This is a genomic window from Segatella intestinalis, assembly GCF_029348455.1.
In the GTDB taxonomy this organism is placed as follows: Bacteria; Bacteroidota; Bacteroidia; order Bacteroidales; family Bacteroidaceae; genus Prevotella.
This window is the reverse complement of record NZ_JARJVV010000002.1, coordinates 240,100-255,665: the sequence shown is the minus strand read 5'-3', so window position 1 is coordinate 255,665 and position 15,566 is coordinate 240,100. Positions and strand designations below refer to the sequence as shown.

11 protein-coding genes are annotated in these 15,566 nt (G+C 45.2%); 2 read left to right on the top strand and 9 right to left on the bottom strand.

What is annotated here, in order from left to right; genetic code table 11:
- The first annotated feature begins 4 nt into the window (after positions 1–4).
- Complete coding sequence (locus P3T48_RS02075) at positions 5–325, top strand: metal-sulfur cluster assembly factor (protein ID WP_022252431.1); 321 nt, start codon at positions 5–7, stop codon at positions 323–325.
- A gap of 45 nt (positions 326–370) precedes the next feature.
- Positions 371–1,135: a UDP-2,3-diacylglucosamine diphosphatase gene (locus tag P3T48_RS02070; protein ID WP_217757338.1), complete on the top strand. Its 765-nt coding sequence runs from the start codon at positions 371–373 to the stop codon at positions 1,133–1,135.
- Between the two features lie 84 nt (positions 1,136–1,219).
- On the opposite strand, the gene P3T48_RS02065 is transcribed toward P3T48_RS02070, so the two are convergent.
- The 9 genes from P3T48_RS02065 to P3T48_RS02025 are packed head-to-tail and all read right to left on the bottom strand — an operon-like array spanning position 1,220 to position 15,472.
- The gene (locus P3T48_RS02065) at positions 1,220–2,371 is read right to left on the bottom strand and encodes a FecR family protein (RefSeq protein WP_276505440.1); all 1,152 of its coding nucleotides are present in this window, start codon (positions 2,369–2,371) and stop codon (positions 1,220–1,222) included.
- A gap of 48 nt (positions 2,372–2,419) precedes the next feature.
- Complete coding sequence (locus tag P3T48_RS02060) at positions 2,420–2,947, bottom strand: sigma-70 family RNA polymerase sigma factor (protein ID WP_276505439.1); 528 nt, start codon at positions 2,945–2,947, stop codon at positions 2,420–2,422.
- Between the two features lie 58 nt (positions 2,948–3,005).
- The gene (locus P3T48_RS02055; RefSeq protein WP_276505438.1) at positions 3,006–5,633 is read right to left on the bottom strand and encodes a glycoside hydrolase family 2 TIM barrel-domain containing protein; all 2,628 of its coding nucleotides are present in this window, start codon (positions 5,631–5,633) and stop codon (positions 3,006–3,008) included.
- Positions 5,634–5,635: 2 nt separating this feature from the next.
- Positions 5,636–7,441 carry a glycoside hydrolase family 99 protein gene (locus P3T48_RS02050; protein WP_276505437.1) on the bottom strand — a complete coding sequence of 602 codons (1,806 nt, stop codon included), beginning with the start codon at positions 7,439–7,441 and terminating at the stop codon, positions 5,636–5,638.
- Complete coding sequence (locus P3T48_RS02045) at positions 7,438–8,427, bottom strand: DUF6528 family protein (protein ID WP_276505436.1); 990 nt, start codon at positions 8,425–8,427, stop codon at positions 7,438–7,440. The genes P3T48_RS02050 and P3T48_RS02045 overlap by 4 nt, the downstream gene beginning before the upstream one ends.
- Positions 8,428–8,437: 10 nt before the next feature.
- Entirely contained in the window at positions 8,438–9,970 is a 1,533-nt protein-coding gene (locus P3T48_RS02040) for a hypothetical protein (RefSeq protein ID WP_276505435.1), read from the bottom strand.
- 7 nt (positions 9,971–9,977) lie between these two features.
- Positions 9,978–10,580, bottom strand: a complete 603-nt coding sequence (locus P3T48_RS02035) for a fasciclin domain-containing protein (RefSeq protein WP_276505434.1) — start codon at positions 10,578–10,580, stop codon at positions 9,978–9,980.
- Between the two features lie 15 nt (positions 10,581–10,595).
- Positions 10,596–12,053, bottom strand: coding sequence for a RagB/SusD family nutrient uptake outer membrane protein (locus P3T48_RS02030; protein ID WP_276505433.1), 1,458 nt, complete (start codon positions 12,051–12,053; stop codon positions 10,596–10,598).
- Between the two features lie 11 nt (positions 12,054–12,064).
- Positions 12,065–15,472: a SusC/RagA family TonB-linked outer membrane protein gene (locus tag P3T48_RS02025; RefSeq protein ID WP_276505432.1), complete on the bottom strand. Its 3,408-nt coding sequence runs from the start codon at positions 15,470–15,472 to the stop codon at positions 12,065–12,067.
- Positions 15,473–15,566: the final 94 nt, after the last annotated feature.

The window sequence follows — 15,566 nt, the reverse complement described above, 5'->3', positions numbered from 1 at the left end:
AGATATGACACAAGAAGAAAAGACAAAGATAGAAGAAAGAATCGTTGACGTGCTCAAAACCGTATACGACCCTGAAATTCCTGTCAACATCTGGGACTTGGGAATGATATACAAAATAGACGTGAAGGATGACGGCAACGTAGACCTCGACATGACGTTTACAGCACCCTCATGCCCTGCCGCCGACTTCATACTGGAAGACGTACGCACAAAGGTAGACAGTGTGGAGGGTGTCAAATCCACCAATGTAAACCTGGTATTTGAACCAGCCTGGGACCAAAGCATGATGAGCGAAGAAGCCCGCGTAGAGTTAGGCTTCGAATAAGTTCCAGCTTACAACCTTTTTTTCAACCATCAAAAAGACATGGCTATGAAGAATGTATATTTTCTTTCGGATGCTCACCTTGGCTCGCTTGCCATTGAGCACGGACGCATGCAGGAAAGGCGCTTAGTGCGTTTCCTCGACAGCATCAAGAACAAAGCATCGGCAGTATATCTGCTGGGAGACATGTTCGACTTCTGGGACGAATACAAATATGTTGTACCCAAAGGCTACACCCGTTTCTTGGGAAAACTGTCTGAGTTGACAGATATGGGCGTAGAGGTACACTTCTTCACAGGAAACCATGACCTATGGACTTACGGCTACCTGGAAGAAGAGTGTGGCGTGACTTTACACCGCAGGGCTACTACAACTGAGATCTATGGCAAGGTCTTCTTCCTTGCTCATGGTGACGGTCTGGGCGACCCAGACCATAAGTTCAAGCTGCTGCGCAAGATGTTCCACAACCGCACCTGTCAGATATTGCTCAACGCCATACATCCACGCTGGGGAATGGCATTGGGACTCAACTGGGCCAAACACAGCCGACTGAAGAGAAAGGATGGTAAGGAGATGCCTTATCTCGGCGAGAACAAGGAATACTTGGTAAAATATGCCAAGCAATACATGCAGCATCACACCAATATAGACTATTTTATGTTCGGTCATCGCCACATAGAGCTCGACCTGATGCTGAGCAAGAAAACACGCCTAATGATATTGGGCGATTGGATATGGCAGTTCACCTATGCCGTATTCGATGGTGAGCACATGTTTATGGAAGAATATGTAGAAGGAGAAAGTCAGCCATAAGGCTGACTTTCCTTTGTATATGATGTATGTAGTTTATTCTTTTTTTACGTTTTTTCCTTTTTACTTTTACACCTCTGTTAGTACTTATTTTTCTTTCTTGTCTATAATTAGTCTGTTGCCTTTCTGAACCACAGAGAGATAGTTGAATACATTCAAATTGTCGACAAACTCCTTCACACTCGCCTTACGCGAAGCCACGAAGTGCAGACGATAACTCATCAGGGAGTTGTCACGTATCTCGATATTGACATTGTACCATCTGCCTAAATCGCGAACCACCTCGATGAGAGGCACATTGTCGAAATAGAAGTATCCGTCCTTCCACTGGGTATAGCACTCGGTGTCAACTGTAGTCACCTCAAACTCATGATTGCTGTTGAGTTCGGCATTCTGACCTGGTTTAAGCATCACTTCCTTCCCCTCACTGTTTACAGCCACCGATCCGCTGATAAGTGTGACGTTGACTCCTGAATGAGGATAAGCCTTCAGATTGAACTCTGTACCATAAACCTTTGTCGCCACCTTGTCGGTCATAACGATAAATGGACAATGCTTGTTCTTGGTAACCTTGAAATAGGCCTCACCCACCAAACGAACCGTTCTGTTCTCACCAGAGAACTGGACTGGGAAAATCAGCTTACTGTCGGCATTGAGCAGCACCTCAGTACCATCCGACAGTACCACCTCATAATCCTTACCACGGGGTGTGGTGATGGTCTTCGTTGCATTCTTGCCATTCACAATATGCACCTTAGAGAAGTCTGCCTTGTTCTGACTCAACAAGATGCCGTTATCAGACTGTTCATCATTGATGGGCTCCATATCATTATCCTTATCGCCTATCATGATGGTCTTGGGAGCATTATTGGCCTCGAAAGCCAGCATCTGGTCTTCCTGCTTCCATCCCCAGTGACTCACGAGGAAAACAATAAGCACCACGGCAGCTATCGAAGATACAGTATAGAACACATTGCGAAAAAGCACAGTTTTTGCAGAAGAATGACCACCTATATTCTGATCAGAACAGAAACGTTTCCATTCCCCCTCCACATCGAGCTTTCCCATTTGATGTTTCATGCGAGTCTGACGATATCTCAGAATCGCACGGGCCTGAGCAGCATTATCCTCGTCCTGCAGCAAGGCATCTACCTCTGCAGAACTTTTCTGTTCAAGCCGGTCGAACTCATCAATCAACGAGTTTGACTTTTTGTCTCTTATATCTTCGCTGTCAATCATATAAATTATATATATCCTTACTTTTTACTTTGCATATATCAGTCGGGCTTAGGCTTTTGATCCTTTTTTGTACGTCACATCGAAGGCTGCCCTCAACATTGTCAAGCCCTTGATAATGTTCTTGCGAATGCCATCCCTACTTAATCCCAATATCTCAGCAACCTCCTCATACTTCTTATTCTCGAAATAACATTGGTCGAAGATAAAACGTGTACGGGCCGGCATTTCAGCCATCACCTGTTCTACCTTTATCATCCTGTCTTCTTCCTCGTCAAATTCTGTGCTTACTTCATCGTGAAGAGCCAGATACAATTTAGCATACTTGTTCTTTACTGTCTGGTGCTTGAGATAATCCAAGCTCTTACGCCTCACGCCATTTAACAAATAAGCCTTTGTGTAAGACTGCGTTCCTAGTGAATAATCTTCCCACAAATCAGCAAAGTAATCATGCACGATATCACGCGCTTCAGACTCGTTGTTGATTAGATAAAAAGAGGCATAAAAAAGTCGAGAATAGTTTTCTTGAAACAATTCTTGAAATGCTATTTCTTTTTCTTCCGACTTTCTTATGCCCATTATAGATGATATTCTTTTTGCAGGACAAAGATACATATTTTTGCCGAAATATGCAAATTTATCGCTTATATATTTCTATGGCATTCAACATTGTCTTGCCTTTAATAGGATTAAAGCGAACATCCAGACCTTGTCCTTGCTTCGCCTGTACATGTATTCTCTTGGCTACAGCACGTGAGACTCCGTAATCTGCAGCATTAAACTGTTCAAGAACCTTCTCACCATTCACCACAACATCGAAGACCGAAGCGGTATCATCCTTCTTGTCTGCTCCATGAGCTGAGAGGTTGTAAACCAAGGCTGCTGCCTCCTTCAAGCTGGCGAAATGCAGAGTGATAATGTACTCTCCATCTGGCACATCCGCCTTAAATGCCTCTATATCCTGGCGCTGTGTCTGATAGATAGGATCCTTGTCTGTACCTAAGATATCGGCATCTGTTCCTAACAAGTCGCCGGCACGACGATAAACGGTTCCTCCTACATAACCCCAGCCACCCTGCTCGTAAGCTTTCTCTGGCATCCAACACAGTGACTCTTCCTTGTCTTCCATATAACGCTGTGAGCCACAGGTGACATGAAGCCCAGTCACAGGGAATCCCTTCTCGAAAGAAGCAGGAACCACTCGCATGTTAACGATGACAGCATCGCTTACCTTCTCTCCGTTGACCTCAGCAAAAGCCTCTACTCTGTTTTCTCCATCGGTGAATGGCACAGAAGCCATGGCCACACCATCTGTCGTTGCAAAGGTACCAACCAACTGCTGGTTGCAGTAGACTCTTACCTTATCAGCCTTCACAAATACAGGTACATCCATACGGGCTTCTGCTGTCCGGCTCACACAAGAACGGTATTTCCAATTCTTTCCTCCAATATAGAGCGATGGCTTCTCGCCCAACATACTCTTATAATAAAGATATGCGTCCTTCTCACAACGGTCAAGTCCCAAGATTCCCTTGCTGTTGACATGGGGCACAGCGTCACCACGTACTTCAGAGTAGAAATCTGCAAGATTCCACACGCTTGAGCCTGCCACAAAGTCTCGCTTCTTCATCTCGCGAAGATAATGCACATGATACTTCAAACCATATTCCTCAGAGAAGTCGAAACGCTCTGGATGGAAAGAGTGAAGACGTGGATCGATGCCGGCACCATACTCTGTCACCATCAGCGACTGATTAGGCAATACCTCATGCACCTTATCCAATATCTGCTCAAACTCATGGATATCCGGCTCATACCAACCCTGATAAAGATTGAGAGCAAAAATCTGAGGAATGTTCACCAAGCCAGCCTCCTGATAACGTTCGAAGGCATTATGGACAGCCATCATGGTGTAACGCTCCGGATCTTCCCGTCGTGACAGCGCATCCAACTCAGAAGCCACTCTGCGAACCATAGGATAATAGGTGGCACGGTCCTTGTCATACTGGGCTGGAATGCGGAGCAGAATCTCGTTCATCCATCCCCACATCACAACTGAAGGATGGTTGCGGTTCTGATAGATCATCTCCATCTGCATATCCTTGCAGGTTTCCAGGAACTCGTCGCTTCCATCCACTGCATTAACTACAGGGATCTCCACACTGGTAAGGATACCCAAACGGTCGCATACCTCCAAAATGGTAGGATCCTGCGGATAGTGAGCCACACGCAGGAAGTTGCCTCCCATCTCTTTCAGTTTGTACACATCAGCCATATGGATATTATCAGAGAGAGCATTGCCCTTCTTCAAGAAATCCTGATGGCGAGAAGTACCGATGAGTTTCACGTGCTTACCATTCAGGAAGAATCCCTTCTGAGGATCAAAACGATACCAGCGGAAACCTAAAGATGTATGATTCTCATCATAAACCTTTCGGGTCTGATTGTCCACTATCTCGGTATTCACCTTATATATATATGGATCTACATCCGACCACAAGTGTGGGTTCGTTACAGGAATACTCAGTTGACAAAGTTGGTCGTCTTCGCCTACTTTGAGTTTCAACCTCTTGGTCACAGTTGCCACGATCTTACCCTCAGCATCAACCAAAGAACTCTTCAGGGTAATGGCCTTCGCTTTCTTCTCATGATTCTGCAGACGGCACAACACCTCAACCTGTCGGAAGTTGCCATCCTTATGAGGTGTAGTCACCACGATGCCTGAAGAACCATAGTAGCGTGTAGAGAAATGTACCTGAGGTAGATAAGAAAGCCATACATCCCGATAGACGCCACCATAGAAAGTGAAGTCGGCCGACAAAGGAGCTATGGTCTTGTCGTAAGCATTAGTAACCACGAGCTCCAGTTGGTTTTCCTGTCCGAACTTCACATATTCGGTAATATCGAAGCCAAAGCCGGCATAGCCTCCACGGTGATTGCCTGCCTCACGACCGTTCACCCACACTGTGGTTTCCTGGTTGGCACCTTCGAAATAGATGAATACTCTTTCCTTGCTCTTAGAAGCCGGTATGGTAACCGACTTCCTGTACATGCACTTTCCACGGAAATAACCAGGAGTCTCATCATCGGTATCCTCGGCATTCCATGTGTGGGGAATATCAATCTTCTGCCACTGAGCATAATTGCCAATGGAGTCGCTGCGGCTGAACATCCAACTCTCATTGAGCGAGACTCTCACGCCTGCCTGACACAATGTGATGCAACACAAGCAGAACAGCACTAATGATAGGAATCTTTTTATCATTGTTATTGAATTGAAAAACTGTTAAACTTCATACTGATGTCGCGCACCTTCACATTACCCTTGAAGAAGAATGTAGGCTTGCCAAAACCATAAACGATGTTCTCACCATAAAGTTCAATGCGGGCATGCTTCCATTCGCCAGTGTCGCAGGTTGCAATCTTGCCCACATTGGCAAAATAAGACTTCGGCTCACGCTTGGTGGTAGAACGCACAAAGAGCGACTCCGTACCCTTGTCCAAATACCAGAACTCGATGGTGCCGAGGCTGTACATGGCGCAGAGATTGACAGAAGCCTGAGTGGGCAAGGTGACAGAGAATCCCTCAGTAGCATCCCAACATCCCTTTGTGCTTTCGCCGCCCTTCACCTGCAGGGCTGAGGTTGTGAGCACAAACTCATTGTTAATCACCTTCTCGTTCTCCTGACCTATCATCTCTGAAGCCTGTATCAGCAGGTCGGCAGCTTGCTTATAGCTACCTTCTGCCATCTGCATGGCTGCATTGTCGAGCAGTTGCAGAATCAGGTCTTCTTTCAGACCTACTTTTTGCAACAGTTCTACAGCTTTGCGCATCTGGAACAACTGCTGAGGCAGGCGCAATGCACTGAGATTGGGTTCGAACTCCTTGAAGACTGAAGCATAACGAAGGGTCGTCTCCAACTCACGATAGCCATTCTCTATAGTAGGCTCTATCTCGTGTCCCTCAGTATAGTCACTCCAAGAAGCGATAAACATCATGTCGAGGCTGTCGCGATACTGCATGTTATACTGCCACATAGCATCGTAAAGTTTGCCATTATATCTGTCTATCTCATAGAACTTAGAATGTCCCCAACCACCACATCCGTGGTTGTCCATGCCAGGAATCACAAAGCCACACTTCACGGTATAGGCAGGATTATCGCTAAGCCACACCTGGTCGCGGAAAGGCTCCATAAAGTGAAGCACGTCTTCTTTCGAAGCCCAGAAGTCACAGCCCAGATGTCCTGCATTTCTTTCTCGTACACGCGCAGGAATCCAGGCTGTGGGAACTTCTCCAAGCTTCTTCCACTCCTCCATCTTCTGACTGTAAGTCACAGGCTTATAGATATCGTTCTCCAACTTACCCCAGTCTGCCCATCTGCGCAACATCACAGGATTTGTCTTCTCCACAAAATCCTTGTTGGCATTCAGCACCTGTGTGAACTCCTCTGGAGTAGCACCACCGCCGAAATGATAGAATACTGGACGTCCTTTGACGACAGGAGCAGTTTTTCCAGTAAACACGTTATCTGCCAAATACTTGAAGCACTTCTCCATATACTTGGTCTTATCTGTACGTGTCTTTATATCTGGATAAATTTTTGTAATCCAATCATAGTACAACCATCCGTCGCACCAGTTCACACCTATCTCGAAACCATATTTGGCAGCAATAGGCTGCATGGCCTTGAGCAGATTGTCGTTCTCGTGAGGCATGAATCCCCACTCGATAAAGAAGCCGTCGATACCGGCGGCTTTGGCACTCAGTATCTGATATTCGATGAGATCTGGATCCAGGTTGGACTGCATGCCTATCATCGGATAGTGCTTGGCTGCAATCTCATGACGGCCATCATCTCCTATATTGTCAGCATTGCGGCAGATGTACTTGATGTCTGTACTCGTTTTAGGCATAGTGGCAAACATTCCCCATCTGCCTATCTGACCATCATGCTGACGTGTATATCGCACACCATGATAATCGGCGTAAACCTTCTTACCATTACCGGCATAGGATGCCGATAACGATAAAAAGTTTACAAAAAGTATAACTAAAAGATTTCGAATCATTGATAGCTGAATTGATTGTCTTGTACAAGTCTGAACTTATATATCTTAGAGTTTGCGAGATTAAAATACTCGTTTCCGGCACCGTCAACAACACATGGTGCCCACCAAGACTCTGTTGGCTTCAACAAATAATCCTTGCCATTGGCATCTCTATCCACAGCCTTTACATCTGGCACTTCGTAGATAGTAGTGGCAGTAAGTTCTGAGGCCGACATATCAAACTGATAAACACCATGCTCTGCTGTAAGCCAGAGTTTGTCAGTCTCACCATATACGGGGAAGAGGTCATGACCACCCTTCTCATTATCAAAGGTATAGATACGAGCCTGGTTAGTCAACGCCGGATTTTCCTTATCATTATTATACTTGAATCTGAACAAGGCTGTTACACTCTTGCCTGCGTTATTGATGGTACCCGTAGTGTAGATACACTGACGCTTGGCATCCCATACCAAGTTATGGGCATTACCAATCTTCTTGGTTGACTTCTTTACCATAGTACCCTTCTCCATATCTACAGCGAAGAGATTGATTTCTCCTTGCTTAGATTCTGCTGTAACGATATTACCATCAGGCAAAATCTCTGCAGAGTGAGGATTGATGCCACATTCGGCATAGCACATCACTTTCTTGTCTGCAAAACGAATCAAAGCCACGGCACCACCACTGGCTGTCATCAGCACATACTCGTTATTGAGTACAGGCTTACACTCGCTGGGGTTCTTAAACAAGCTTCGCTTTGCCGAAGGAATACCACCAGTTAAAGGTTCCCATTCCCAAACCACCTTCTTGGTGTTCATATCCATCACGAGAATGGCTGTACGCGACTGCTCTGCCAAAACCACAGCATTCTCAGGCATAACAAACTCCGCCTTAGGTGCCTCTTGTACAGGGCCTACATCATCGTATTGTGAGCAACTACTGATGCCAAGGGCTATAAAAGCCCCTGCCATCAATGTCATGATTTTCTTATTCAGTTTTTTCATAATAGTTTAGTTATTTGGTTGGCATTTTAATTTCCACGATCAGGATATTAGCTGTGGCATTTGTAGAGCCCAGAGTCTTACCGTCGATGATGTTAACCACCTTCATCACACCCACCTTGGCTGCACCTGCTGCAGATGTGCTTCCTGTACGGAAGGCTATGATGTCGCCGACCTTAAAAGGAGTCAACTTGCTTGTAGAGATAGAGCCAGCGTTAATCTTCTTGATAGAAGTAAGAGTTGCATGGTCGTAGTCGAACTCATCATTCACAATCTTGAAGCGAGTCTGGTTCTTGACAGCTATCGCCTTCAAATTGCCTGAAGTACCCTTGTACTCGGAATCTTTCTCCTGATTATCCATAGAGTAAAGACGAGGAATAGCACTACCACCGAAGCTATAGAACTTAAAGTCGATATTCTTAGCATTATCGGCACTCTCAAGGGCATAGTCTACGGTATAAGATCTCATATCCTTGAGTGAGAACATACCAAAGGCATTTTCATAATCCTTATGTCCCAAGTTTGCGAGTGGATGGCTACCAATATTAGCAGTTGCAACTCTCATATCTACAAATACAGGGCGCATAGCTGAACTTTCCTTACCCTCACGACCATCAGAAGCAACAACCTGAACATGCGATGTAGCCTGTGTAAGCTTGATAGCAACCGACTTGTTGTATTCTTTCTCACCAGAAAGAGTCACGCGCTTGGCAAGTGTAGTCTTTTCGCCTTCTACTAAGAAGAGATCAATATACTTCAAGCCACGGATAGAAGTTACCGAAACAGGGAAGTTGACATCCTTGCCCGACTCTGCAAATAAGCCTTTGGCATCAAGTGTTACAACAGGAACGGGAACGATCTTGTAAGTAACAGGCAAAGTAGCAATCGTAGCATTGCCATAAGTGTCGATAGCAATCACCTTAACACCCTTATCACCCTCTTTGTACTCAATCATCTCGTCAAAAGTGTAAGAATCTACACCATTCAATTCTTCATCCTTCTTCAGAGTTTCCTGGTTGTCCTTTGACACCAAGATAGCCTCTACTGATTTAAGACCAGCCTCCGACTCCACAGTGAATGTAGTACGAGGAATCACTGGATTCTCCTCCATCTCGTCGTAAACAATCTCACCTGGATTGAATGTAATGACAGGACGAGCCATGATACCCTTAACGGTGATAGGCATCTCAGCTGTCACCTTCTGTCCCTGTCTGTCGATAGCCTCCACCGTAACAGATGTGTAACCCACCTTATACTCAGGGCTCTCTGCCAAACTGTAGTTGTAAACATTGTAGAACTCGGTGATACTCTTATAACGTATCACGCCATCCTCAGCTGTATTGATATCAATGTTTACCTGTGCCAAACCTGCCTTCGACTGGATAACAGCGATAATTGGCAGGTTGTCAACAGTATTCAAGTCGACATTCAATTGTTCCAAAGGGAATTGTACCGATGGAGCCTCAGCATCCACTGCATCATCACTGCTGCAAGAGCAAACTGCCATGAGCAGGAATGCCATCATATATAATATGCTATGTTTCATAAGACTGCTATTTTTTGTAGTAACTATAATCGTCGAAGATGTGCATCACGCCATTGGTAGGCATGATGTTGGTAATAACAGACTTGCACTGATGAGACTTACCATTGCTACCAGTTTGGTTGATAACAATCTTGCCTACAGCTGCTTGCCATGGATTCTTCCATACATTAATAGTCATCAATCCCTCCTCACCTTCAAGCAGAGTGATAACATATCGAGGCTCAACATCCAACTCACCATAAGAACTGTAACGGCCCGAAATGATGTGATAGAGCAACAGATTCTTCAACTCCTGCATGTCGCAGTCGTGAATATCGGTGACACCCTTATTCTCCATGAAAGCCTTCATAGCTGTATTGTTAAGCAACAAGTATGTGTACTGGTGTTCTGTCTGCTTGTAGAACTCGTCTACTCCTGTGTACTCCAGCGCTTCCTTCAGCAGGGAAAAGTTTTCATCGTTGGAGGTGACATACTCCCATGCTGTCATATTGATATGTGGATCATCCACCTTTTGGTTGTAATCATAGTCGGTCTGCAAGTCCAGATCACAAGAGGACAGCAACATCATCAGGATGCCGACCAATGAGATGTTATATAATAACTTTTTCATACGTCTGCTTGTTTTTTATTCACCGTAATAGGTATTCTGTTTAATTTTCGGATTCTCAATAATGTGAGAGAAGTGAATAGGGAACACTTCGTTTCCATCTTCCTTAAGGCCATTGATAGGACCCATCACAGCCTTCCACTTACCTGTACGCAGCAAGTCAAACCAGCGACGCCCCTCGCCTACCAGTTCAACCTGACGCTCACGGAGGATGAACTCTACGATTTCATCTTCAGAAGAGAACTCTGTTGACAGAGGTGTCTGCAGACCTGCACGATCTCTGATTTGCTTTACAAATTCAAGAGCCTCGTCCCACTTACCCATGCGAACCTTAGCTTCAGCCTGGAGCAGAATCATATCAGAGTAGCGATAGATAGGATAAGCGATCTCGCAAGTCTTGTTGAGAGAGTTACTGATGTCGCCAGCCATAAACTTTCTCAACTCGTAACCATTCTGATAGTCTTTAGAAACCAAATCCTTGCGCAAGTCACCCTGCATATCCTCCTGATTGAAGATATCCATAAACTTGTTAGACAAGACTGCTGCACGATTACCTGAGCCAGAGAACCACTGATACATATAGCTATAGCCATTGGCACCTACCTCGTCCATATCAAAGTGGATCAAGAAGATAAGTTCCTTTGTGGTGTACTCATCGTTATCAGGAGTGTTGTCAGAAGGCTTGCGGTTCAACTCCTCAGTCAGCATAGAGCGCCATGACTGGATGGTAGGAGCAAGCTGCATAAACTTAGCACCCTTATAATCGATAGACTTCATCTTTTCGATGGTCTGATCGGCATCAGAGTAGTTGCCCATCCACATATACACATCGGCAAGGATAGCCCAAACACCAATAATAGAAATGCGCTTGCGCTCATAGTTCTTATTACGGTTGATGAGCTTTTCTGCCTGCTTCAGGTCTGGGACAATGACGTTCTCCAAGATATACTGAGCATCAGTACGAGGATGGTAAAGGTCTTGTTCTTCTGTTTCTATAGGCTCGGTGAACAGTGGCACATCGCCCCATACACGCAAAGCATAGAAATAACCCAAGGCACGCATAGCATAAGCCTGTCCCAAGTAGTCGTTGCGGTCACTGACGTCGGGCATATCAATCTGAGGCACATACTTGATGCAGAGATTGGCCTGATTGATCATAGCATAGAGGTTGGTCCACTTGGCACATCTCTCATCGGTAGACATCAGGTTGTTGATAACACGAGCCTGGTCTGCCATAACAGGTGCACCTGGAGCTACGTTGTCCGAACGGAACTCACCCCAATAGAAATAATTCTCGCGCATGGTCTGACGGAAGAGACCATAAATTTCGTTCACACCGGCTTTCGCATCACGCGCTGTCTGCCACATCTTATCTGCTGGCACCTCGCTGATAGTATCTTCCTCCAAGAAACTATTACAGCTGCAGAGCATAGTCATGGCGAAAAGCAAATATATGATTCTGTTTATCTTAAACATAGTTGTATCTATTAAAAGTTTGCATTAAATCCAACACCGAACTCGCGCTTTCTTGGATAGCGATAAGAGTCCTTACCAATCTGCAATGGGTTAGAAGTAGAGAACTCTGGATCGAAACCAGAATAGTTAGTCCAAGTCAACACATTGTTTGCAAAGAAATACACATTGAGTCTCTTCATGAAGAGCTTCTTCGACAATGTCTGAGGCAAGTCGTAAGAGAGACGCACATTTGACAGGCGAACGAAGGAAGCATCTTCCAGATAGAAAGAGTTGCCCATACGTCCGTTGTTATACTCATCGTTGAAAGGACGAGGATAAAGAGCATTATCACCAGGCTTTAGCCACATGTTGTATATAGTATAAGGTGAAGGGGTAGTACCATCATACTTGAACATGTTACGATTGTTCTCTGCCGCATTGTAGATCTTGCCACCGATGGAGTAATAGAAGCCCAGATAGAGATTGAAGTTCTTCCACTTTACGCTGGTATTGAAACCACCGGTTACGTCGGGCATTGCATTGCCGATAACCATACGATCATTATCGTCGATAATACCATTCTCAGTGCCAGCAGGCTCAGCCCAGTTGTAGTCACCGCCACGGAAAGCCTGTCCGTTAGGCAGTCTCTTCTTGTGAACCTCGCCGGTATACTCCTGACCATTCAAAAGATACTTGTACTGGAACACGCCATTCTCGAATACTGGAGTCAACTGCTTCCAGTCGGAGGTAAAGGCATTGCTCTCATCGTATGGGAACACGCCTAAGCACTTAAAGCCATAGAAGTCGCCGATGTGACCACCTTCCTGCATCCACCAGATATCACCTTCCATGTAGGCCTTGCCCTCAGCAAGCTTCTCCACAGTATTACTGTTGCCGGAAATATTGAAAGAAGCATTCCAAGTCAGGTTCTTCTTACGGATGATGTCACCAGAGATAGAGAGCTCGAAACCACGGTTGCTAATCTCACCAATGTTCTTGCGGATGTAAGAGAAACCAGTCTCCTTTGGTAACTGATAGTTAGCCAACAATCCGTCTGTATATTTATAGTAGTAGTCTGCTGTTACAACCAAACGGTTGTTGAAGAAGTTGAGGTCGAGACCCAAGTCAAACTGACGTGTCTCCTCCCACTTCAAATCTGAAGAACCGATACGGGCTGGTTTCACACCACCCACACCGTCATAGATATTGCTTGGCGTATAAGAATAAACATACTCGTAGTTTCCGATACTCTGGTTACCAGTAACACCATAAGAGACACGAATCTTACCATCGGTCATTACCTTACGGGCACCCTTCATAAACTTCTCGTCAGAGAAACGCCAACCGAAAGAAGCTGATGGGAAGTTACCCCACTTATTGTTCTTGGCAAAGCGTGAAGAACCGTCTCGGCGAACATTCAGTGTCAACAAATAACGACGCAAGTAGTCGTAAGTGATACGTGTGTAGAAAGAAGCCAAAGAGTGGCGAGTTTCCACACTGCCTGTTGCAGAAAGATCGAGGTTGGCGGCAAAAGCGTTCAGGGTATAAATATAGTCGGTAGAAGCATTCATACCAGCAATATTCTCATTTTCATAATACCATTTCTGAACGCTCATACCTGCCATACCCGTGAAGTGATGAGCACCCCAATTACGTGTGTAAGTAAAGTAGTTCTCATTCATCCAGTTCCAGTTCAAGTAATTGTAAGAGTAACCGTTGTTGCTCTTCTGCCACTCATCAGTAATCAAACTTGGAATCAATTTCTTACGCTTGTCGAGATAGAAGTTGGCATTGATGTTGGTGCGGAACGACAGATGCTTGTTGAACTTAAAGTTGAAATATTGATAGAAGTTAGCTTTATACGAATTGGTAAAGTCGGTAGTGTAATTAATCAGAGCCACAGGGTTCTTCTGACCATTAAACACACCTACTATAGAGCCGTCAGAATAGGTCGTGTTGAAGTAAGGACGACGGCTGAGCACAGAACTGAGCAACTGACCCTCGTTCACACCTTCCTTCTTGGAATAAGACAAAGACATGCGGCTACCCATGCTCAGCCACTTGCTGGGCGAATAGTCTGCATTGACGCGGGTGCTGAAACGCTGATAGCCTGTATTATCGATAATACCACGCTCATTATAGTATGCGGTATTGACAAAATACTTCAGCGCCTTAGAACCACCACCTATACTTACGTCAACCTCGTCCTTGTTACCCACCTGGGTGATCATATCGAGATAGTCGTTATCTACATTGAAGAAGTAGTTGTATGGATCCTGCAAGATGTCCATACTCTGATCTGGATTACCACCACCATAAGTAAGGAAGTAATTTCTGCGTGCCTGATCATAAAACAGGCGGTCTGCTCTGTTAGCCTGAGGGATCTTGTGAGAGAGCTTACCCCAAGAGTGATAATACTTTACGTTGATCTCAGGTTTGCCTTCCTGACCACCACGTGTAGTCACGATGATCACACCATTGGCAGAACGAGAGCCATAGATAGCTGCAGAGGCAGCATCCTTGAGCACTTCCACAGAAACAATATCACTTGGGTTGATGTCATCTATGCTCTCCATCGGAGCACCGTCTACAATATAAAGAGGTGAAACACCCTCAGAAGAAAAGGTAGAGGTACCACGCACCTTGATAGTAGAAGACTCACCGGGCTGACCTGAGCCAGAAACGACCTGCACACCGGCAGTGCTACCCTGCAATGCCTCATACACGTTGGTAGCCATCTTGTTCTCAATCTCCATAGAACTGATAGAAGAAATAGAACCAGTTACGTCGCGCTTCTTCATCGTACCGTAACCTACAACGATCACTTCATCGAGCTTCTTACCCACCTGCGAGTCTTTCATCACAAGTTTCATGCTCTTACCATAAACAGGCAGTTTCTCGATATCCTCCTTACCGATATAAGAGAAGAGCAAAGGAGTCTTGCGGTTGTCGTCCTCCAAGGAAAACTCACCATCAAAGTTAGTGATAGTGCCCTTACCGGTACCCTTAATACGAACGGTTACACCAATCAATGGCTCACCCTCCTCGTCGACAATCACACCAAAGACTTTGTTGCCTGCTGCCTTTTGGGCTGGCTGAACTGCAGCCTGAGCATTCTTGCTGACAATAACAAAGTTGCCATTCAACTTATACTGGAATGGCAAACCCTTGAGAATAGCTGTCATAGCATGTGTCAAAGGCTCTTTTTTAACAGTGGCTGTTACATGATAAGACTGAACCTCGTCGTAGGTGAAAAGCACCTTACAGCCTGATTTTTTCTCCACCGCCTTCAAGGCTGTAGCCAATGGAGTCTTGTTAAAACTAAGCGTTAGCAACTTCTTCGTAGGGTTCGCGCCATAGGCTGACTGTGCTACGAAGACAAATAACAGGGTCAAAGGAATCATCATTGCCAGAAACCTTGACCGAAGTTGTTTCTTCATTACACTCATGTTAATAGATGAATAGATTTATTTTTAAATAATTTACTAATCATGAATATAACGAGGAAGACACGACAAAGGTCCCTCAAAAAAT

What these genes read in the sequence shown, in the direction of transcription:
- P3T48_RS02075 (WP_022252431.1), top strand. Translation starts at nt 5, where the DNA reads ATGACACAAGAAGAAAAGACAAAGATAGAAGAAAGAATCGTTGACGTG.
- P3T48_RS02070 (WP_217757338.1), top strand. Translation starts at nt 371, where the DNA reads ATGAAGAATGTATATTTTCTTTCGGATGCTCACCTTGGCTCGCTTGCC.
- P3T48_RS02065 (WP_276505440.1), bottom strand. Translation starts at nt 2,371, where the DNA reads ATGATTGACAGCGAAGATATAAGAGACAAAAAGTCAAACTCGTTGATT.
- P3T48_RS02060 (WP_276505439.1), bottom strand. Translation starts at nt 2,947, where the DNA reads ATGGGCATAAGAAAGTCGGAAGAAAAAGAAATAGCATTTCAAGAATTG.
- P3T48_RS02055 (WP_276505438.1), bottom strand. Translation starts at nt 5,633, where the DNA reads ATGATAAAAAGATTCCTATCATTAGTGCTGTTCTGCTTGTGTTGCATC.
- P3T48_RS02050 (WP_276505437.1), bottom strand. Translation starts at nt 7,441, where the DNA reads ATGATTCGAAATCTTTTAGTTATACTTTTTGTAAACTTTTTATCGTTA.
- P3T48_RS02045 (WP_276505436.1), bottom strand. Translation starts at nt 8,427, where the DNA reads ATGAAAAAACTGAATAAGAAAATCATGACATTGATGGCAGGGGCTTTT.
- P3T48_RS02040 (WP_276505435.1), bottom strand. Translation starts at nt 9,970, where the DNA reads ATGAAACATAGCATATTATATATGATGGCATTCCTGCTCATGGCAGTT.
- P3T48_RS02035 (WP_276505434.1), bottom strand. Translation starts at nt 10,580, where the DNA reads ATGAAAAAGTTATTATATAACATCTCATTGGTCGGCATCCTGATGATG.
- P3T48_RS02030 (WP_276505433.1), bottom strand. Translation starts at nt 12,053, where the DNA reads ATGTTTAAGATAAACAGAATCATATATTTGCTTTTCGCCATGACTATG.
- P3T48_RS02025 (WP_276505432.1), bottom strand. Translation starts at nt 15,472, where the DNA reads ATGAAGAAACAACTTCGGTCAAGGTTTCTGGCAATGATGATTCCTTTG.